Consider the following 17,066-nt stretch of genomic DNA (forward strand, 5'->3'; position numbering starts at 1 on the left):
TCGTCCGACGTGCGCGCCGAGTCGGGGCGGGTCGAGGAGAAGGGCGGTCCCTCGTGGACGCAGCACCGCGACGCCGGTGGCGCCGGCGTACGGCGGTCGTCGCCGTCATCGCCGCCCTGTCAGCAGTGGTGATCACCGCGACTGCGTACGCCCTCTTCACGGCCGGCCCTCGAATCGAGGACTTCGACGGCGAGGGGTCCGCAACCCTGGCGACGTACGTGGCAGGACCTTCGACGTTCTCCTTCTCCCTCAGCTCGCTGTGCCTCGAGTCGCCGGGACGTGTCACGGTCACCGACGTCGTCGCGACCAGCGCGACGGGCGGCCTGACCGTCACCGACTTCGCCCTGGTCGCGTGGGTCCCCACGCCAGGCGGCGGCAGCGAGTCGACCATCACGAAGCGCCGCAAGACCCTCGCCGAGAACCTGCGTGGCCGACCCGCCACGACCGAGCTGTCGGCCACGTGCGACGACGGTGACGAGATTCCTGAGCTCGTGGTGCAGATCGACAAGACGATCGCTGGTGTCGCACGCACCCGCGGCTTCGACGTCCGTTATCGATCGGGCGGGCGGACCCACGAGGTGCACATCCGCTACGGACTCGTGGTGTGCGAGGAAGACGGCTCGCGCTGCCCCGAGAGAGCCTGACCTCTGCGGCCGCGACCGTCCGCGCGCACGCCGGTTCGGTCAGCGCGCGCGTCGCGTCGCGCTCGCGAGCCCTGCGGCGCCGAGGAGCGCGATGCACACCACGCTCAAGACCATCGCATAGGCGATCGTCGCGTGGACGCCGGCGTTGAAGAGTTCGACGTACCGGTCCGAGGCGCTGTCCGAGAGCGCGAGGTGTGCCGGGAGGACCCAGGCGACGACGGCGGAGAGGCACGCCGCGCCAAGGATGCCGGTCAAGGTCGCGAAGATCGCTCGGACGGCGGCCGGGAACGAGTCGAGGGCGGCGACGAGCAGCCCGAGGACGAATCCTGCCATCGCCGGGAGGGGCAACAGGCCGAAGAGCAGCCATCCGCTCATGCTCATCCGGCACAGTCTGGCCGACGGGTGGGTCAGTCCGATCCGTCTGAGCGGCGGTGTCGGTGGTCTGCTGCCCGCACAACGCCCTGACGAGCGGGATCATGTGCGGTTGGATGGAGGTCCCGGGAGCACCGAGGGGGGACGGACAGATGTGCCGCTGGCTTGCGTACTCCGGATCGCCGGTCCTCCTCGAGGACCTGCTCTACCGGCCCGAGCACTCGCTGATCGTCCAGAGCATGCACGCGACGATGGGCGCCGAGACCACCAACGGCGACGGCTTCGGCGTCGGCTGGTACGGCGTGCGCGACACGCCGGGAGTCTTCCGCAGCACCGAGCCGGCCTGGAACGACCGCAACCTCCGCGACATCGCGGGCAGCATCGCGGCCTCGCACGTCTTCGCCCACATCCGGGCGGCGATCGGGTCCCCGGTCCAGCAGACCAACTGCCACCCGTTCCGCCACGACCGATGGCTCTTCATGCACAACGGGTTCATCGACGGCTACGCGGCGATCAAGCGTGATCTGGCCTTCGCGGTGGCGCCCGAGCTGTTCCCGCACATCGAGGGCACCACCGACACGGAGATGCTCTTCTACCTCGCGCTGACCCACGGACTGATGGACGACCCGCCGGCCGCCCTCGCCAGAGCCGTCGGGGTGGTCGAGGAGACCGCTCGCCGCCACGGCATCGACTTCCCCGTGCAGATGAGCGTGGCCACGACCGACGGCGAGACGACCTGGGCCTTCCGCTACTCGACGGAGGGCCGTTCGCGGACGCTCTTCCACAGCACCGACATCGCGACGCTCCGTCGGCAGTACCCGGACAACCCCGCCCTCCATCTCCTGTCCGACGAGTCACGGCTCGTCGTCTCGGAGCCGCTCGGAGACCTCCGGGGTGCCTGGCGCGAGGTGCCCGAGTCGAGCTACGTCGTGATCCGCGGGGGGTCGGAGGAGCTCCACCCGTTCTCGCCTGCCCAGGGTGACCGCTAGCGGCGGAACCCGATGCGTGACACCGCGCGGATCGCTGGGCGGGTCGGCCGCTCCGGGAGCAGCGCGTCAGCGGCACCCATGAACCAGTGACGGTTCAGACATCTGACCCGGACGTGCTCCACGGGCCCGTCCGTACTCTCCTCGGCGAAGCGCCACGTCACCTCCGCCGTCGCGCCGCACTGTGGACATGTCGTGATCTCCATGGCTGCCTCCCGAGCTCAGTCGCTCCAACGCCATCGTTGACCCACTTGGGGTCACGGGAAGGGCCTGTGGCAACGTCCGCGACCGCGTAGGACGGCGTTCGAGTGAGCTCGAAAGCCGCAGACGCGCTCGTGGGTGCGCGGGCAGGATAGGCGGTTTCATCCCCAGACGGGGGCGACGAGGGGGGATCCTCATGCACATCCACCGCACACTCGTGACCGCGACGGGCACCGCTGCCGCCGTCACGGCGATGCTCGGAGCGGCTCTGACGAGCCCGAGCGCCGGCGCCACGACGCGCTCAGACGCAGCGAGCGAGGCGTCGGACCCGGGTGCTCGAGCCCCTTCGCAGAGGGTCATCGCGCGAGGTCTCGACAATCCCCGACAGGTCAGCGTCACGGCGTCCGGCCGCCTGCTGGTCGCCCAAGCCGGGCACGGACGGTGGGACGGGGGAAACTGCCGTGTGGCGGGCGGTGGCGGGCTCGACGGGTTCTGCCGCGGTCTGACCGGCCGCGCGACCACGATGGGTGCTCTCGGACGGCGCCGCGCGCGAGTGCTGGACCGGCTGCCGTCGACACGTGAGGCCTCCAACTCGTTGACGTTCGGCATCAACGGCGTCGACAGGACCCCCCAGGGCCGCCTGTTCGCGACGATCTCGAGCAAGGCGTGGGAGCAGGTGTCCTCGGGATCGGTCCGCCGGTTCAACGGCAAGCTCGTCCGCGGGACGAAGGCCGGCCGCATCCGCGTCGTTGCCCGACCGACCGCTTTCGGCCGCCGTCACGGTCTCCTGGGAGCCCAAGAGGTCAGCGAGCCGACCGACCTGGTGGCGCTGCGCCGCAAGGTCCTCTTCCTCGACGAGAGCGCCGGCGTCGTCCTGAGGTACCGCCAGGGTCGCCTGGGAGTCTGGTACCGACCGGCGCAGCTGGGCGACCCCGCCAACCGGCAGATGCCCCAGTCGATGTCGCTCGGCGCGGACGGGCACGTCTACGTGGTGGTGGGCGAGCTGGGAGGGATGGAAGCACGGGTGGACGAGCTGACGACGACCGGGCGTCTGGTCGCGCGCCACGTCGGCCTGCCCCGGGTGCAGTCCGCGACGGCGACGGCAGACGGTCGCGTATGGATCGCCGTCGAGCAGGACGGCATCGTCCGCCAGGCCCGCGCAGGATCGGGCGTGCCCCAGTGGTCCGTGCCGGATCCGGGCTCCCTGACGGCGCGCGGGAACGTCCTGTACGCCACGGCGTACTCGACGCACACCAGACGACCCTTCTTCCCGGGCGAGGTCCCCGGGCAGCTCCGGCGCCTCGTGCCGGGATCGTGATCCAGCGGCGAGTGCGCATTCTGATCGTCAGGAGTCGCCCTCACCCGACCTGGCGGGTGAGGGCGCACGAGAGGCGCTGGGGTGAGCCTCTCGTGCCAAGATTTGTCCTGTGCACGTCCCTGTCCGGCTGTTCATGGTCTCGCCCGCAGCGGCGATCCGTGAGTCGTTGGCGCGCGAGCTGGACGCCTACGACGAGATCACGGTGGTCGGCGAGGCCGGAAGCTCCTCGGGGGGCGTGTCCCGAGCTGCCGCGGTGCGACCGGACGTCGTGCTCGCCGGCGCGCACATGCGCGACCCGGACTCCATCGAGATGACCCGGCTGCTCCGCGCTGCTGTGCCGGACGTCCAGGTCCTCCTCCTCGGCCTGTATCCCAGCCCGGAGTTCGTCTCCGCGGCACTCAACGCGGGTGTCGCGGGAGTGCTCATCCACACCGTCGACGTGCGGGAGCTCGTCCGAGCGATCCAGACGGCCGCCACGGGGCAGATGGTGCTGACCACGCGCACGCTGATGAGCGTCCTGAGCCTCGAGCACGCCGCGTCACCGCCGGATCCCCTCGCGAGCCTCACGCCGCTGGAACGCGAGCTGTTCGCCCTGGTCGGCGAGGGACTGTCGAACCGGGAGATCGCGCAACGCCTGCACCTTTCTCCCGGCACGGTCCGCAACTACGTCTCGCGGCTGCTTCGCAAGCTCGAGATCGACGGCCGCGGGCAGGTCATCGCGCTCGCTGCGAGGCGCGAGCTCACCGGTCACACCGCCGTCTGAGCGCGCACGGGGGTGCCGGTCGCGGCCTCCGTGGTGACAGGTGTCATCGCCGATCGGTGACACCGGCGCGCGATGTCGGTGCTCGTCGTCAGCAGAGACGACGACACGACGCTGGTCAACTGGGGGTAACCGGTTCTTCTCCCGTGTCGGGGGAGGGGAGGGAACCGGGACGGTGCGGACACTCGCGGTTCGATCGCGGTCTCTTCACCACGCTGGCACCGCTGCAGGACACGTCCTGGAGCGGTGTCAGCCACATCCCCCACGAGTCCGTCAACCAGAGAGACAAGCATGAAGCGCACCACCACGATCGCGGGGCTCACCCTGACTGCCCTCACCCTCACGGTCGGCACCGCCCAGGCCTTCACCATCGACACCGACGGCAAGGGCTTCGTCGGCAAGGGTGAGGTCCAGTCGGCGTACAACCTGAACAACGCCGCGATGCAGAAGGCCGTCGACGCGAAGGCCTTCACCTTCAAGGCCGAGCAGCCCACGGTCCAGGAGCTCACCCAGGACGTGCGGCAGACCGGCACACAGGCGGGCACCCAGGACGGCACCATGGCGCTCACGCAGCTCGCCAGCCAGTCCGCGACCCAGACCGTCACGCAGGACCTCACCTGCACGTTCACCAACGGCAGCGGCACCAAGACCTTCCATCGTGAGGGCGTTCGGGGCGGCGAGCGCACCGGTGCCCGTGAAGGCGTCCGAGTCGGCGTCCGCGAGGGTGTTCGCGCCGGGGAGCGGGACGGTGTCCGTACGGGTGTCCAGTCCGGGAAGCAGGTCGGCAGTCTCGCGTCCGACCTGAACGTCACCGACAAGAAGACCGGCCAGTACACCGGCTTCAACCTCAAGGGCTTCACAGGGACCACGAGCTACTCCACGGTCGGACCTCAGGTCTGGGAGGCGCCGGAGCTCGGCGCGTGGGAGTTCGGTGACTACCACTTCGGTGCGTACGAGTTCGGTGCCGCCTCTTTCGCGGGTGACTACGCGTTCTCGGACGCGTACACGTGGGAGCCGGTGTCCGTCGTCGAGTGGGGCACGTGGGAGAACGTCGTGCCGGGCGAGAACCCCGACGACTGCCTGCGCTCGACCAACGCCGACAAGATCACGCAGATCAGCGACGTGATCACCCCCGGCGCGATCACGGACGGCGCGATCACGGACGGCGACGTGACGGACGGACCGGTGACCGACGGTGCGATCTCCGACGGTGAGGTCACGCCGGGTGCGATCACCGCGATCGACCCGGTCGGGTACGGCGCGATCACCGACGACGGGACGCCGAAGGTTCTCGTGACCTACAACGGTGTCACCAAGGTCCTGACCGCCGCGACGCTCTGAGCAGCGGCGCCGCGAGAAGGGGCCCCCGGCCTGGCAGATTCTGCCTGGCCGGGGGCCCCTTCACGCGTGTCGACGATGGGGCAGCGTGGCTCAGATCTTCCAGGCGACGCTGGCCAGCATCGAGTCGATGTAGTCGTCCGCCTCGGCCAGGTTCACCGGGACGTCGAACGTGATGTCCCAGGCGTAGCCGGACCGCCCGCCGCCCACCATGTACGAGCGCGTCTCGCCCCTGCGCGCCTCGATGACCCACGACTCCACGCCGGCGACGTCACGGTTCTCCAGTCGCCGTGTCTGGTGCCCGTCCGAGCGATAGGTCTCCTCCCAGCTCTCGGCGTACGGGTCGAGGTCGACGGCGTTCGCGTCCAGCAGCGAGCCGACAGAGACGGCAACGATCCCGGCATCGATCCGCTTCACGGCGGCGTCGGCGTCGACCATGCGCCAGTCGATGCCCTCCATGAGGTTGATCTGGAGGAGGTCGTCACCGATCACCGGGCCCGTAGCCGGCGTGACCGTCGGTAGTGCGGAGGCCTGCGACGTCGGTGTCGTCGGCGACGAGGTGGGCTCCCGCGCCGGGGCAGCGGCGTCATCCTCGCCGCAGCCCGCGAGCATCACGAGCGACAGAACCAGACTTGTGACGGCCGCGCGACCTCGCATCAACACACCTCGTCATCGTGGGGCCAAGTGGCCCGCTCGAACCCGATCGCTGCCCGGGGGGAGTCGCCGTCCCGGATCTCCGCTCGTCTCGCCACGGCTCAGCGACGGACGACGACGACCGTACGCTTGAGCGTCGTCGCCCCGCTGCGCACCGTCAACGTCACCTTGTGCCGGCCCTTCCGGGTGACGCGCACCTTGAAGACCTTCGTCTCTCGCGTGCCTTCGACCACCGGTCCGTACGAACGCACGTTGGGGCCCTTGACCTTGATGCGTTTGCTGCCTGCGGCGCGTACGCGGACGCGGCTCGCCGTCCCCGTCCCCGAGTTGCGGACGGTCACCTTGACCTCGGCCCAGGCTCCGCCGCGCACGACGCGCTTCTTCGGTGCCTTCACCGACAGCCGCGGCGTCGCCCGCACCGGGGCCAGGCTGACGGGCGAGAAGAGCTGGAGGTCAGCGCTGTTCGCTCCTCGGTGTGCGGCGACCGCGCAGGTCCACACCCGTGACGCGATCCGGGTGTCACGCAAGGACGCGGTCACCGACCGCGTTGTCCAGGTGGCCTGTCCCGCCACCGGATCACCGGAGAAGGGGATGTAGACACGGAATCCACGCTCCTGGCCGATGTCGCCCGCATAGGCGTGCGCCCCGTCATCGCCGTCCACGCTGCATTCGGTGCCGTTCCACCGTCCGAGTCCGACGACGACCGTCTTCGGGACGGTGCCGGCGCTCCACCGCGCCGCCACCGTCAGCGTGCTGCGCTGGAGGTCCTGGCGGACCGTGATGCTGGTGACGGTCGCGGTCCCGGCGGGCACGGCCCCGGTATACGTCGCGAGCGTTGCCGCCTTGGCGATCACGGTGCCCGCCGGTGTCGCAGCTGCCGCCGGCGTCGCGCCCGCGAACACCCCCGCGGTGAGCACCGCAGCGCCGACGAGCGCGACACCGCGCATGAACCCGAGCCTCATGACAACCTCCAAGCCGCGAAATCTGCGGACACCGTAGCGGATCCGCGGACTCCAGGAGCCGCTGCCGGCCTCGACCCCACCCCCGGGGCCTGGACGCGAACAGGCCCTCCGACAGTGGTGCAGTGTCGGAGGGCCCGTCTTTGTGTGTCCGAGGGGGGACTTGAATACGATTCCCGACGCCCTTGGACGCCCGGAAAGACAGCAAGAAGCCCGGAATTCCGGGGATCTGACACCTTCGGTTGCCATCGGTTGCTAGCGGATGCCAGGCGGCATGTGTCCTCAGGACTCGGTACCCAGCAGATGCCGCCGTGCGGTTCGCCCGCCATGTACCTGCGCTCGTGCGCCTTGCCGCCGCGCGGAGCATTGCCTTCTTCTAGCGCTCTACGTCTCCGCCGTGGTGGCTGCGCCGGCGATGACGCGCTTCGGCGGCCGTGGCCGAGGCGGCGTACGGGCGCAACGCGTTCACGAGCGGCGCGTGCGCGGCTGAGTCCTCGTGGTAGCCGACCCATCGTCCGGCCGCCTCTTCGACGAGGTCCGAGCGGTCGCCGGCGAGCTCGAGTGCCGCGGCGACGACTGGACCTGGGTCCTTGGTGAACGCGCTGCGGGAGAACGTCGCGTCGATTCGGATCGAGAGGTATTGCTCGGGCGTGAGACCGCGGCTCATCGGTCAGGAGACGCCGGACGCCTGCGCGCACGTCTCGCACAGAGGGCCATCAGTCGGCCACGTCGCGTCTTTCACGATCCCGAATCGAGCGGGCGAGATGCCGCAGAGGGTGTCCTGGACGACGTGACTGCCAGCCTCTTGCGGTGAGGCGTGGTGCTCGGGGTGGGCCTGGTTGTGATCGACCACAACGAGGTAGGTGCTGTCTTTCGTGCTCATGCGGCCCACCGTAGATCGCACCGATGACGATTCCGCGAGGCTCCCAGCCGCCAAGCGGAATCTCCATCCCGCATCCCCTTGTCAATTGACAAGGGGATGCGCTAGTATCTACTTGTCAGCAAGTCGAGAGGAGGTGAAAAATGGACAAGGACATCAAGAAGGTCATCAAGGCCCTCGAGGACCAGGGGTTCGAGGTCCGGTACACCCGCAAGGGTCACCCGGCCGTCTACCTCGACGGTCGCTTCGTGACGACCTTCGCTGGCACGCCGAGCGACAGCCGCGGGTTCAGGAATGCACTCGCAGCCGCACGACGGGCCGGGTTCCGCTGGCCGCCCCGCCGGTAGGAACACGAGGACCGGGGCGCGGAAATCGCCCCGGTCCTCGGACCCATCATCACACCGAGGGAACGAGGACCGGAATGCAGATGTACAACGCTCTCGTCGAGGTCGCCCGCAAGGGCCTCGACGAGGACTTCGCCGACGACCTGATCGCGGCGCTCGAGCACCACCACCCGGCCGTGGGCGAGTCGCCCCGCGGTTGGGTGTCGGCGCGGATCAGCCTCCCCGCGGAGTCGCTCGCGCAGGCGTCGACGACCGCGGTCGCCCTCGTCGAGGCCGCGACCGGCGCGGCGGCGATCGCCTGCGAGGTCGCGACCGAGACCGAGTTCGACGCGCGCGAGGGCTTCGTGTCGGCGCCCGAGCTGGTGTCGGTCACGCAGGCGGCCGAGTCGCTCGGGGTGTCGCGGCAGGCGGTGCTGGACCGGATCGCGCGGCGTACGCTCCCGGCGACGAAGGTCGGTCGGGACTATGTGATCCCCGCCGAGGCGATCCGTCGGTGAGTCCCGTGTCGGCCGAGCGGCCGGACACGACGAAGCGCCCCGCCCACCCGTGAGGGTGAGCGGGGCGCTGTGAGGCGTCTGCGAGGTCAGCCCGTGAAGCGTCCGACCTCGGTACGTGAGCCGTCGAGCTCGAGGTAGATGCGGACGCCGACGCGCGGAATGTCCAAGACGGGGACCTTGGCGACCGGTCTCCCCGCGAGGGTGTCGCGGAAGGCCGGCTGAGCGGGTCCCTCACCGACGGCGATCGCGACCGGGACGAGAGGGTCGACGCCGGGCAGGTCGACGACGACCCAGCCTGCTTCGATGCGCACGCGCGCCATCTCAGATCACCTTCACCGTGTCGGGGGCCTTGCGGATGATGTCCTCGGTGGCGGTCTTGACCAGGAGCCACCGCTGGTGCTCGCCGACGGCGAGGGTGAGGTCGCCGTCGCGAGGGCCGATGAGCGACTGGATGTCGACGCTCTTCCCGTCGCTCGAGGGGACACCGGTGACGATGACGAAGTTGTCGACGGTCGGCGTGGTCGCAGGGTTGGTGGTGTGGAACACGCCGACCGCGGTGACGTCGGCAGCGGTGCCGTGCAGGATCGGCATGAGGTTCGAGACGTTCTCGGTCGCGGTAGAGGCGATGGTGACGGCCACGGCGGTTCCTCTCAGATGCGGGTCGCGCCGGGCTGGCCGGCGATCGTGGTGGGTCCGGGTTGCCCGGCGATCGTGGTGGGAGCTGCCGCGCCGGCACCGCTGGTGAGCCCCGGCTCCCCGGCCGCGGCCGCGGATCGGGTGGGGCCGGTCTCAACGGTGATGTCGACGCGGTCGACGGGTTCGGGGCCGGGGTCCTCGTCGTCGTACACGCCCGGCCACGTCGTCGAGCTCGGGAATGTCGCCGGGCCGGGGTAGAGCTGGGCGGCCATGTCAGGCGACCGGGGTGTCGCGGTCGGTGATGACCTGGGCGGGGGTGATGACGCCGGAGTAGAGCCGTAGGTCGTCGACCAACATCGTGGACGAGGTGGAACCGAGCGCGATATCGATGGCGTCGGTGCCGAGGAACGGGCCCGCGAACGAACCCGTGGCGACCTCGACGCCATCGAGGTAGAGGACGGTCTCGTCGGTGTCGGCGTCGTACGGTCCCGCCCAGTGGTGCCACGCGGACGGGGTCGGGTAGGTGACGGTGAGGTTGTGGTTCACGCTCGACGACCGCGCACGGACGCCGATGGTGCCGGTGGAGATGAGGCCCCAGCCGCCGGTGTCGAGGGCGTTGTTCTGGAACCGCAGCGGCCACGGGTTCGGCCCTGCCGGGTCGTCCTTGACCCAGCACGAGAACGACCGCGAGTCGGTCTCGAACGGATCACACGCCGCGGCCGAGGCGACGACGCCGCCGCGGCACGCGTAGCCAGCGTCGCCGTGCCCGGTGCCCGACGCGGTGTACGACGTCGAGGCCATGTGGCGGCCGTTGCCGGACTTGTCCTGCGCCGCGCCCGAGCCCTCGTTGAAGTTGTAGGCGGCGAGGAGCACCGCGCCGCCGCCTCCGCCGCCGGTGGTGGTGACGGTCAGCACCGACGACCAGGCGGACACGTTCCCGGCGTTGTCGCGGGAGCGGACGCGGACGTCGTGCTCGGTGCCGGCGGCCAGGCCGCTGATCGCCTTGCTGACCGTCGGGGCCGTGACGGGCGGCGTCAGGACGACCCCGTCCAGCTCGACGTCGTACTCCTTGATGCCGCTAGCCATCGGTGCTCGCCTCCCAGGTGGCGGTGAAGCCGGTGTCGGTGATCGCGGACGCCGCCAGCCCGGTGGGGACGGTCGGCGCGGTGGTGTCGTCGTCCGGGTCGGGGTCGGTCGACGGCGACCAGGTGACGGTGAACCCGTCGTCGGTGATGCTCGACGCGGCGAGCCCGGTCGGGACCGACGGCGCGGTGGTGTCGTCCGGCGCAGGCGGGGCGCCGATGCCGAGCTCGACCAACCCCTCGTCGGTGAGCAGCCACGGCGTCAATGGGGACCCGTCGGCGGCGAAGAACCCGGCGACCGGCGGGACCGCCGCGTCGATCGGCCTGCTCTGGTAGACGGCGCCGGCGCCGGTGGAGAGGAAGTTCGCGACGATCCGCAGGTCGTCCCACGCGCCGACTCCGGTGGTGGCCCCACCGCCGACGCGGATGGTCCGCAGGTCGGAGAAGACCGGGAGGTTCGTCAGCGGGTCGAGTCCGGCAGGCGGGGCCCCGGATCCGGAGTCGGAGCCGGGCCAGTCGGCCATCGGGAGGACCTGCAGGCCGCCGTTGTAGGCGACCAGCTGCACGTACGTCCACGAGCTGGTGGAGAGCTCGACGCCGGTCGACTCGTAGGTGAGTCCTGAGCCGTTGTCGCGGATCGCGGTCCAGCGGAGCCGGCCGCCGCCGAACGACTCGGCCTTGAGGCGGACGGTGCCGGTGCCGTCGAGGATCTCGAGCAGGGTGCCCGGGGTGGTGGTGGTGAGCTTGACGCGGCCGAGGATGCAGATCCGGTCGGTCGCGAACGGCGGCCCGGTCCAGGTCGCTGCCGGACCGGAGTTGGACGTCGGGGCGAGTGCCTGCCCGGACGCGCCGGCGACGTAGGAGGCGTTCGGGGTCGGGGTGAGGTGGCGTCGCGACGGGGAGGAGTCGAGGACCTTCCCGGATCCGGGGTGGGTCTCGTCGAGGCGGTACTCGCCGATGAGCCGCTCCCAGGCGGGCGTGGTCGCGAGCATGGTCAGCTCGTTGGGGAAGATCGGGTCGTTCCACAGCCGGACGTCGCGGATCAGCGCGCGGGCGGCCTCCGACCGGGACGCGGAGTAGCCGATCGTCAGTGAGGTCGCGACCGAGTCGGCCCAGAACGCGCCGTCGACGCCGACCGTGGTCGAGGCGGCGAGGACGCCGTCGATCCAGATCCGGACGGGGCCGGTCGGGTTGGAGTTCTGCCAGGACGCGGCGATGTGATGCGGCTGGCCGTCGAGGATGTTGACGTTCGTGGTCAGGGTGACCGAGCCGACCTTGTAGGCCACGTGCCCGTCGGCGTCGGACAGCCACAGGGTGAAGCCGCCCTTCTCGACCAGGGTGCGCGGCTGGATCGTGGCGTCGAGCGCGCGGACGGTGCACGAGACCCCGTGGCCGCCGGTGTTGATGTAGTAGTAGTTCCCGTCCGGGACGGTGATGGTCGCGCCGCCGGCGGTGCCGCACTGCAGCGCGGGCCCGTCGGCCGCCGTCACGAACCCCGCGCCCGAGCGCAGGTTTCCGGTGACGCCGGGGTAGCCCGACGTGCAGCGCAGGTCGGTTCGCAGCGGGAACGACAGCGGCATCGCCATCGGTCAGGCTCCCGTCGACAGCCAGATGTCACCCAGCGCCATGTTCGTCGGCTGCGTCGCGCCGCCGTTCCACAGCACCCGCGTCGCCGACGGGCGCGGCTCGTCGCCGGTGACCACGTCGACCCACGCGAGGCGTCCGTCGAGCGCCATGGCGAGGCCGGACACGTCGGCCTGGCTGTGGGTGTGCCCGACGTCGGACTTCCCGCCCAGCGCACTCGTCAGGCCGATCACCTCGGACTGGGCGTGACCGTGCCCGGTGTTCGACTTGCCCGCGAGTGCGGTATCGAGGCCGGTGACGTCGGCGGTCGCGTGCGTGTGGCCGGTGTTCGACTTCCCTGCGAGCGCCGTCGTCAGCCCGGTCACGTCCGACTGCGCGTGCGTGTGGCTGGCGTTCGCCTTGCCCGCGATCGCGTTGTCGTTGTCCTCGATGCCCTGCTCGATGCGGTTGAGCTCGGCGGCAGAGATCGGCGTCCCGCCGGCCTCCAGGTTCTGCCACGTCTTCTGTGCGAACGCCACGGGTCACGCTCCTCGGTGTCGTCGGGGGAGGCGCACGAGCCGGTAGGCGCGCACGCAGAGGGTGATCAGCAGCGCCCAGCCGAGGAGGCAGACTGCGAGGAGCCCGCCCTCGGCCAGGCGCTGCGGGTGTGTCATCGGCGACGCTCCTGCGCGTGCTCGTCCTCGCACACCGACGCGGCGAGCGCCGAGGTGTAGTCGCCGGTGCACACCGAGCACCGCCACAACGTCTGCGTGACCTCGGCCGGTCGTTCGGGCTCGGCCATGGTCAGCCGTCGATCCAGGCGATGGTCGTTGCGCCGCCGTGGCCGTGGACGTCCATCGCGTCCTGGATCGACGGCCACACGACCGTCGACGACTTCGGGCCGCGCCACCGGATCACGGCAGAGCCGTCGGAGAACATGACGCCCTCCGCGACCGTGCCGATGCCGGAGACTCCGGAGACGTCTCGGGTGCGCTCGAGCGTGAAGCGACGCACGGCTCAGGCCTTCCAGCGCATCGCGTTGCCGCGGCGGTCGAAGCTGACCTTGCAGGGGCGGCAGATTCGCCACGGGCATGCGCGTCCCTTGCAGTGCCCCTTGTCGCCGGAGCCGCCGCACTTCGGGCAGGCGGTCACTGGCCGTCGCCGTACGTCGGTGTGTACCGCGAACCGAGGAGGAGAGGCGACAGGATCGGCCACCGCTCCTCGAGCTCGCGCGCGAGCGCGTAGTAGCCGGCCGAGGTCAGGCCACCGATCGCGGTGATGAGGACGAGCTGCAGGTCGGTGCCGATGGTGACGCCGAGGGAGAGCAGCCAGGACGCCGCGGTCGAGACGAGGAGCGGCACGGTCGTGCGGATGATCGCAGGCAGGAGGTTGCTGACCGACGGGCCGCCGTACGTGGGCGCGGTCGGAGTGCCCAGCAGCCACGACAGGGACGGGACGCGGGTGGTGAGCCAGCGTGCGGCCAGGTAGTAGCCGAGCGCTGCGACGCCGCCGAGCAGCGATGCGAGCGCGAGCTGCCCGGACGTCGACACGTCGATGCGGACCGCGGCGAGCAGGCCGACGAGCCACCCGACCGCGAGCGGCACGTAGGTGCGGATGAGGGAGGGGATCAGGTCGGACACGGGTCAGCCCTTCTTCTGGACGTTGGAGTTGCGCATCGGGATCCAGCGCTTGTTTCCGAACCGGGTGCGGTAGCGGCCGAACCAGACGCGGCGCTTCTCGTCCCAGTGCACGGCGGTGATGTTGACGGTCGCGCCGGCGCGCAGCGTCGACAGGACCTTCGCGTCGGCGTCGGGGCGGTCGCGGCGGTTGACCCGCTGCCGGGTCGTGTACTTGCCGAGCGCCGGGCGTGCGGGCTGCGCGGTCTCGGCCCTCGCCTGGTCGGCCAGCCACGGCACGAGCACGTCGCGGAACTGCTTGATCCGCTTCGGCCCCGGGCAGGACTTCGCGACCGGCGTCCACTTCCCGGGGGCGCCGAACAGGACGTGGTAGCCGACTCCGGAGCCGTCCCACGTCTTCGGCACCTGCAACGGGATGCCGTGCTGGCGGTGGGCCCACAGGATCGCCCGCTTGATCGTCGAGAGCTGCTTGGCGGTCCACTTCCCGCCGCCGAAGCCCTGCGTCTCGAAGGAGAGCGCGATCGGGTTCGCGAGGTAGTTCGCGTCGGCCTCGTAGTCGGTGTCGCGGTACTGCTCGAGCACGCCGTCGTTGCGGATGTGCCCGTGGGACTCGATGCCGTTGCCGCGCTGGTTGCGCGAGAACAGCCCGAACAGGCTGAACGCGTTCCCGGCGTCGACGTGGAGGATGAAGAGCCGGGGCTCGATGCGGGGGTCGTTCGGGCCGGGCTTGATCAGCTTGTTCAGCGCGAACGGGATGACGGCCATGACGGGTGCCTCCTGGGCATGACGAACACCCCGCGGTCGGCGGGGTGGTGGACGGGTTGGTCAGTCGACGGGAAGGTGCTTGCGGTCGTCGCGGCGCACGCGCCAGAGCACGTAGACCCGCGACCAGATCGCGACGGCGACTAGGCTGTAGCCGGTCACGCGCAGCGCCTCACGCCCCGGATAGTGGCGGCCGAGCCACAGGGTGAGGACGACCACCAGCGCGAAGACCACGAGAGCGCCGGCCATCGCCATCAGCGAGCGGCCGAACCAGGACCGCCACCACGGTTCGCGGGCGAACATCACGACGAACGCGACCGCGCCGACCGCGATCAGGAGGGACAGGACGTTGATGATGAGCGGATCGTTCATGCCCGTCCCTCTCGGATCTCGTAGAACAGCTCGGTGAGGTGGTTTCGCTCGCGGCGCCGGCGCGACCACTCGGCGATCTCGCGTACCTCGGCCTCGCGGGCCATCGCTGCCGCGAGGCGTTCGGCGGCGGCGTCGCGGAAGCGGCGCGCGGTCCGCACCGGCTCGTCGTCGGGCTTCGACCAGGGCCACTTCATGACAGCTCCTTGTGGGGCTGCTCGGCCGCCTCGATGCGGGCCCGCTGCAGCCGGCCGACCTCGAGCAGCTCGGTGTTCTGCGTCTGCGCCAGCGTGTGCGCGGCCTGCTCCTTGAAGAAGGCGTCGCGCCAGTACGCGGTCTCGCTGACCTGTGCGTCGTAGACGTGTCTCACGACGACCCAGCCCTTCATCAGTCCGAGGAAGACGAGGATGACGACGCCGACGAGTGGTCCGAACGTTGCGAGGGGCAGACCGTCGATCGTCATCAGCAGACCTCCGAGTCGGTCATGTGGGCAGCGCCCAGCGGTGAACCTTCTGCCCGGACAGGAGGTCGACGAAGGCGCGGGCCGGCGTGCCCAACGTCAGCGCGTTCGACTGCCCGGCGGCATCGATGGAGACGTCGGTCTCGGTGACCCGGAGCGTCATGCCGAGGTCGGCGACCCGGGCAACCTCACCCGACCGCAGCGCGGCAGGGGCGAGCATGTTGCCGGTGACGAGGTCCTTGACCCGACGGGCGATCGTGACGTTGCCGGCCTGGGCGACGGCGTTGGAGTTCGCCAGGATCGCCTGAGCCGCCTTGACAGCGTTCGCGGCCGACCCCAGCCCGTCGGGGAGAGTCGCCGACGGCGCCGAGCGCTGGCGGCCGTCGAGTCGGGCCAGGACGACCGGGTCGGTGGTGACGACGGTGGTGGACTGCTTGCGGCCCTTCGCGTCGATGTAGAAGACGGTCACGCGGTCGCACAGGTCGGACTCGGTGCCGGGGAACTCGATGCCGTCGTCGGACCACAGCTCGTAGCGGGGCTTGGTCGGCCAGGGCACGAACCGGAACTGGTGACCGGTGTCGCTGGTGCTTCCGCCGATCCACCACATCATGTCGGGCTCGAACTCGGCGAGGTCGTCGAGCACACGCGCTGCCGTGGCCCCGTCGGTGTACACCAGCTGGTCGATCTGGAACGTGGAGGCGGCGATCTCGGCGGCCGCGGCGTCGACCGCGAGGAGCCCGCGCCCGACGAGGTCGGCGACCACGTCGGAGGCGAGGACGTAGCGGTTGGTGTTCCCGTTGACGACCGCGCCCATGCGGTTCAACAGGAGGCCCTTGACGAGGGGGTTGTAGAACCCGCCCCATGCGTTCTCGCTGCCGACGTTGGTGGCGGGGCCCGTGCGCGACCAGATCAGGAACAGCGACGTCGGCGCGAACCCGAACGACGTGTTCGTCATCGACTGGGTCGCCGCGCCGGTGTTGGCGTTGCGGTCGTTGTTGTTGCCCACACCCGCGATGCGGAGCACGTAGTCGCCGCTCGTGAGACCCGCGCGCGACCCGAACGAGTAGGCGCCGAGGGTCTGCGCAGCGCCCTCGAGCGCCGTGTACTTCAGCCCCGCGAACTGGCCGGGCCCCACGGTCGTGCCCTGGTTGAACTGGATCACCGCGGCGTCGACACCGGTCTGCCCGGGCAGCGGCGAGACTCCGGCCGACGCCGACGACACCCGGCTCGCCGAGCCCGCGCCGTCCCACTCCTCCAGGTGCTCCTGCGAGGTGTCGATGAAGACCTGCAACCGGGAGACGTCCTCCCCGCGAGACACACCGCCCCGGAACGTGAGGTCGAACCCCTGGGCTCCGTCGTACGCCTTGCCGGGGTTGTCCGCGTACCCGGCTCCCCACAGCGGGTTCCCGTGATCGTCGGAGACCCAGGCCCGCGACATCGGCCCGAGGTCGGGGAACGCGTCGTAGCCGGCGTTGAGCCGGAACGTGCACTGCACCTCGCCGCCCGGGGCCTGCGTCGTGAAGCCCAGCTTCCCCTCGACCAGATGCGTGACGTCGCGGTCGACGGTGGGCGTCTTGAGGCGGACCGCGACACCGTCCAGCACC

General features: G+C 70.5%; 27 protein-coding genes. 7 read left to right on the forward strand and 20 right to left on the reverse strand.

Features of this window, described 5'->3' with window-relative positions; all coding sequences use genetic code 11:
• The first annotated feature begins 53 nt into the window (after window positions 1-53).
• A complete protein-coding gene (locus tag ACQSSQ_RS09540; protein ID WP_431326837.1) occupies window positions 54-644 on the forward strand; it encodes a hypothetical protein in 591 nt (196 codons plus the stop codon).
• Between the two features lie 39 nt (window positions 645-683).
• On the opposite strand, the gene ACQSSQ_RS09545 is transcribed toward ACQSSQ_RS09540, so the two are convergent.
• Complete coding sequence (locus ACQSSQ_RS09545; RefSeq protein WP_431326838.1) at window positions 684-1,025, reverse strand: hypothetical protein; 342 nt, start codon at window positions 1,023-1,025, stop codon at window positions 684-686.
• A 143-nt stretch (window positions 1,026-1,168) separates the two neighbouring features.
• On the opposite strand from ACQSSQ_RS09545, the gene ACQSSQ_RS09550 reads away from it, so the two are divergent.
• From ACQSSQ_RS09550 to ACQSSQ_RS09565, 4 genes are all read left to right on the forward strand, one after another.
• Window positions 1,169-2,005, forward strand: coding sequence for a class II glutamine amidotransferase (locus ACQSSQ_RS09550; RefSeq protein WP_431326839.1), 837 nt, complete (start codon window positions 1,169-1,171; stop codon window positions 2,003-2,005).
• 394 nt (window positions 2,006-2,399) lie between these two features.
• On the forward strand, window positions 2,400-3,521 hold the full coding sequence (locus ACQSSQ_RS09555) for a hypothetical protein (RefSeq protein WP_431326840.1): 1,122 nt from the start codon (window positions 2,400-2,402) through the stop codon (window positions 3,519-3,521).
• Window positions 3,522-3,630: 109 nt separating this feature from the next.
• Window positions 3,631-4,284 (forward strand): LuxR C-terminal-related transcriptional regulator, encoded by a 654-nt coding sequence (locus tag ACQSSQ_RS09560; protein ID WP_431326841.1) that lies wholly within the window; start codon window positions 3,631-3,633, stop codon window positions 4,282-4,284.
• Window positions 4,285-4,572: 288 nt separating this feature from the next.
• Window positions 4,573-5,622, forward strand: coding sequence for a hypothetical protein (locus ACQSSQ_RS09565; RefSeq protein WP_431326842.1), 1,050 nt, complete (start codon window positions 4,573-4,575; stop codon window positions 5,620-5,622).
• A 90-nt stretch (window positions 5,623-5,712) separates the two neighbouring features.
• On the opposite strand, the gene ACQSSQ_RS09570 is transcribed toward ACQSSQ_RS09565, so the two are convergent.
• The 4 genes from ACQSSQ_RS09570 to ACQSSQ_RS09585 form a co-directional block, all read right to left on the reverse strand.
• Complete coding sequence (locus tag ACQSSQ_RS09570; protein ID WP_431326843.1) at window positions 5,713-6,111, reverse strand: hypothetical protein; 399 nt, start codon at window positions 6,109-6,111, stop codon at window positions 5,713-5,715.
• A 263-nt stretch (window positions 6,112-6,374) separates the two neighbouring features.
• Window positions 6,375-7,235: a COG1361 family protein gene (locus tag ACQSSQ_RS09575; protein WP_431326844.1), complete on the reverse strand. Its 861-nt coding sequence runs from the start codon at window positions 7,233-7,235 to the stop codon at window positions 6,375-6,377.
• A gap of 373 nt (window positions 7,236-7,608) precedes the next feature.
• On the reverse strand, window positions 7,609-7,899 hold the full coding sequence (locus ACQSSQ_RS09580; RefSeq protein WP_431326845.1) for a hypothetical protein: 291 nt from the start codon (window positions 7,897-7,899) through the stop codon (window positions 7,609-7,611).
• Window positions 7,900-7,902: 3 nt separating this feature from the next.
• Window positions 7,903-8,115, reverse strand: coding sequence for a hypothetical protein (locus ACQSSQ_RS09585; protein WP_431326846.1), 213 nt, complete (start codon window positions 8,113-8,115; stop codon window positions 7,903-7,905).
• A gap of 140 nt (window positions 8,116-8,255) precedes the next feature.
• Between ACQSSQ_RS09585 and ACQSSQ_RS09590 the strand changes: the two genes are divergently transcribed.
• A complete protein-coding gene (locus ACQSSQ_RS09590; RefSeq protein WP_431326847.1) occupies window positions 8,256-8,459 on the forward strand; it encodes a hypothetical protein in 204 nt (67 codons plus the stop codon).
• Window positions 8,460-8,533: 74 nt separating this feature from the next.
• Window positions 8,534-8,953 (forward strand): helix-turn-helix domain-containing protein, encoded by a 420-nt coding sequence (locus ACQSSQ_RS09595; protein WP_431326848.1) that lies wholly within the window; start codon window positions 8,534-8,536, stop codon window positions 8,951-8,953.
• An 86-nt stretch (window positions 8,954-9,039) separates the two neighbouring features.
• On the opposite strand, the gene ACQSSQ_RS09600 is transcribed toward ACQSSQ_RS09595, so the two are convergent.
• The 15 genes from ACQSSQ_RS09600 to ACQSSQ_RS09670 form a co-directional block, all read right to left on the reverse strand.
• Window positions 9,040-9,264 (reverse strand): hypothetical protein, encoded by a 225-nt coding sequence (locus tag ACQSSQ_RS09600; RefSeq protein WP_431326849.1) that lies wholly within the window; start codon window positions 9,262-9,264, stop codon window positions 9,040-9,042.
• A gap of 10 nt (window positions 9,265-9,274) precedes the next feature.
• Window positions 9,275-9,592, reverse strand: a complete 318-nt coding sequence (locus ACQSSQ_RS09605; protein WP_431326850.1) for a hypothetical protein — start codon at window positions 9,590-9,592, stop codon at window positions 9,275-9,277.
• Between the two features lie 11 nt (window positions 9,593-9,603).
• Complete coding sequence (locus tag ACQSSQ_RS09610) at window positions 9,604-9,861, reverse strand: hypothetical protein (protein ID WP_431326851.1); 258 nt, start codon at window positions 9,859-9,861, stop codon at window positions 9,604-9,606.
• 1 nt (window position 9,862) lies between these two features.
• Complete coding sequence (locus ACQSSQ_RS09615) at window positions 9,863-10,675, reverse strand: LamG-like jellyroll fold domain-containing protein (RefSeq protein WP_431326852.1); 813 nt, start codon at window positions 10,673-10,675, stop codon at window positions 9,863-9,865.
• Window positions 10,668-12,257, reverse strand: a complete 1,590-nt coding sequence (locus ACQSSQ_RS09620; protein WP_431326853.1) for a LamG-like jellyroll fold domain-containing protein — start codon at window positions 12,255-12,257, stop codon at window positions 10,668-10,670. The genes ACQSSQ_RS09615 and ACQSSQ_RS09620 overlap by 8 nt, the downstream gene beginning before the upstream one ends.
• A 3-nt stretch (window positions 12,258-12,260) precedes the next feature.
• Window positions 12,261-12,773 carry a phage tail fiber repeat family protein gene (locus ACQSSQ_RS09625; RefSeq protein ID WP_431326854.1) on the reverse strand — a complete coding sequence of 171 codons (513 nt, stop codon included), beginning with the start codon at window positions 12,771-12,773 and terminating at the stop codon, window positions 12,261-12,263.
• 3 nt (window positions 12,774-12,776) lie between these two features.
• Complete coding sequence (locus tag ACQSSQ_RS09630; RefSeq protein WP_431326855.1) at window positions 12,777-12,908, reverse strand: hypothetical protein; 132 nt, start codon at window positions 12,906-12,908, stop codon at window positions 12,777-12,779.
• On the reverse strand, window positions 12,905-13,036 hold the full coding sequence (locus tag ACQSSQ_RS09635) for a hypothetical protein (protein WP_431326856.1): 132 nt from the start codon (window positions 13,034-13,036) through the stop codon (window positions 12,905-12,907). Before ACQSSQ_RS09635 ends, ACQSSQ_RS09630 begins: the two co-directional genes overlap by 4 nt.
• Before the next feature lie 2 nt (window positions 13,037-13,038).
• The gene (locus ACQSSQ_RS09640; protein ID WP_431326857.1) at window positions 13,039-13,248 is read right to left on the reverse strand and encodes a hypothetical protein; all 210 of its coding nucleotides are present in this window, start codon (window positions 13,246-13,248) and stop codon (window positions 13,039-13,041) included.
• A 134-nt stretch (window positions 13,249-13,382) separates the two neighbouring features.
• On the reverse strand, window positions 13,383-13,874 hold the full coding sequence (locus ACQSSQ_RS09645) for a hypothetical protein (RefSeq protein WP_431326858.1): 492 nt from the start codon (window positions 13,872-13,874) through the stop codon (window positions 13,383-13,385).
• A 3-nt stretch (window positions 13,875-13,877) separates the two neighbouring features.
• The gene (locus tag ACQSSQ_RS09650; protein ID WP_431326859.1) at window positions 13,878-14,636 is read right to left on the reverse strand and encodes a peptidoglycan recognition protein family protein; all 759 of its coding nucleotides are present in this window, start codon (window positions 14,634-14,636) and stop codon (window positions 13,878-13,880) included.
• Window positions 14,637-14,696: 60 nt separating this feature from the next.
• Entirely contained in the window at window positions 14,697-15,005 is a 309-nt protein-coding gene (locus ACQSSQ_RS09655; protein WP_431326860.1) for a putative phage holin, read from the reverse strand.
• The gene (locus ACQSSQ_RS09660; RefSeq protein WP_431326861.1) at window positions 15,002-15,199 is read right to left on the reverse strand and encodes a DUF7620 family protein; all 198 of its coding nucleotides are present in this window, start codon (window positions 15,197-15,199) and stop codon (window positions 15,002-15,004) included. Before ACQSSQ_RS09660 ends, ACQSSQ_RS09655 begins: the two co-directional genes overlap by 4 nt.
• Window positions 15,196-15,465: a hypothetical protein gene (locus ACQSSQ_RS09665; protein ID WP_431326862.1), complete on the reverse strand. Its 270-nt coding sequence runs from the start codon at window positions 15,463-15,465 to the stop codon at window positions 15,196-15,198. The genes ACQSSQ_RS09660 and ACQSSQ_RS09665 overlap by 4 nt, the downstream gene beginning before the upstream one ends.
• Before the next feature lie 19 nt (window positions 15,466-15,484).
• Complete coding sequence (locus tag ACQSSQ_RS09670) at window positions 15,485-17,065, reverse strand: hypothetical protein (RefSeq protein WP_431326863.1); 1,581 nt, start codon at window positions 17,063-17,065, stop codon at window positions 15,485-15,487.
• Between the last annotated feature and the right edge of the window lies 1 nt (window position 17,066).

Source organism: Mumia spirodelae (genome assembly GCF_050632745.1).
GTDB lineage: Bacteria > Actinomycetota > Actinomycetes > Propionibacteriales > Nocardioidaceae > Mumia.

Excerpts from the sequence above, each read along its gene's own strand:
- ACQSSQ_RS09565 (WP_431326842.1), top strand. The coding sequence starts at position 4,573 with ATGAAGCGCACCACCACGATCGCGGGGCTCACCCTGACTGCCCTCACC.
- ACQSSQ_RS09665 (WP_431326862.1), bottom strand. The coding sequence starts at position 15,465 with ATGACGATCGACGGTCTGCCCCTCGCAACGTTCGGACCACTCGTCGGC.
- ACQSSQ_RS09620 (WP_431326853.1), bottom strand. The coding sequence starts at position 12,257 with ATGGCGATGCCGCTGTCGTTCCCGCTGCGAACCGACCTGCGCTGCACG.
- ACQSSQ_RS09630 (WP_431326855.1), bottom strand. The coding sequence starts at position 12,908 with ATGACACACCCGCAGCGCCTGGCCGAGGGCGGGCTCCTCGCAGTCTGC.
- ACQSSQ_RS09585 (WP_431326846.1), bottom strand. The coding sequence starts at position 8,115 with ATGAGCACGAAAGACAGCACCTACCTCGTTGTGGTCGATCACAACCAG.
- ACQSSQ_RS09655 (WP_431326860.1), bottom strand. The coding sequence starts at position 15,005 with ATGAACGATCCGCTCATCATCAACGTCCTGTCCCTCCTGATCGCGGTC.
- ACQSSQ_RS09555 (WP_431326840.1), top strand. The coding sequence starts at position 2,400 with ATGCACATCCACCGCACACTCGTGACCGCGACGGGCACCGCTGCCGCC.
- ACQSSQ_RS09580 (WP_431326845.1), bottom strand. The coding sequence starts at position 7,899 with ATGAGCCGCGGTCTCACGCCCGAGCAATACCTCTCGATCCGAATCGAC.
- ACQSSQ_RS09650 (WP_431326859.1), bottom strand. The coding sequence starts at position 14,636 with ATGGCCGTCATCCCGTTCGCGCTGAACAAGCTGATCAAGCCCGGCCCG.
- ACQSSQ_RS09595 (WP_431326848.1), top strand. The coding sequence starts at position 8,534 with ATGCAGATGTACAACGCTCTCGTCGAGGTCGCCCGCAAGGGCCTCGAC.
- ACQSSQ_RS09660 (WP_431326861.1), bottom strand. The coding sequence starts at position 15,199 with ATGAAGTGGCCCTGGTCGAAGCCCGACGACGAGCCGGTGCGGACCGCG.
- ACQSSQ_RS09590 (WP_431326847.1), top strand. The coding sequence starts at position 8,256 with ATGGACAAGGACATCAAGAAGGTCATCAAGGCCCTCGAGGACCAGGGG.
- ACQSSQ_RS09545 (WP_431326838.1), bottom strand. The coding sequence starts at position 1,025 with ATGAGCATGAGCGGATGGCTGCTCTTCGGCCTGTTGCCCCTCCCGGCG.
- ACQSSQ_RS09550 (WP_431326839.1), top strand. The coding sequence starts at position 1,169 with ATGTGCCGCTGGCTTGCGTACTCCGGATCGCCGGTCCTCCTCGAGGAC.
- ACQSSQ_RS09575 (WP_431326844.1), bottom strand. The coding sequence starts at position 7,235 with ATGAGGCTCGGGTTCATGCGCGGTGTCGCGCTCGTCGGCGCTGCGGTG.
- ACQSSQ_RS09610 (WP_431326851.1), bottom strand. The coding sequence starts at position 9,861 with ATGGCCGCCCAGCTCTACCCCGGCCCGGCGACATTCCCGAGCTCGACG.
- ACQSSQ_RS09615 (WP_431326852.1), bottom strand. The coding sequence starts at position 10,675 with ATGGCTAGCGGCATCAAGGAGTACGACGTCGAGCTGGACGGGGTCGTC.
- ACQSSQ_RS09635 (WP_431326856.1), bottom strand. The coding sequence starts at position 13,036 with ATGGCCGAGCCCGAACGACCGGCCGAGGTCACGCAGACGTTGTGGCGG.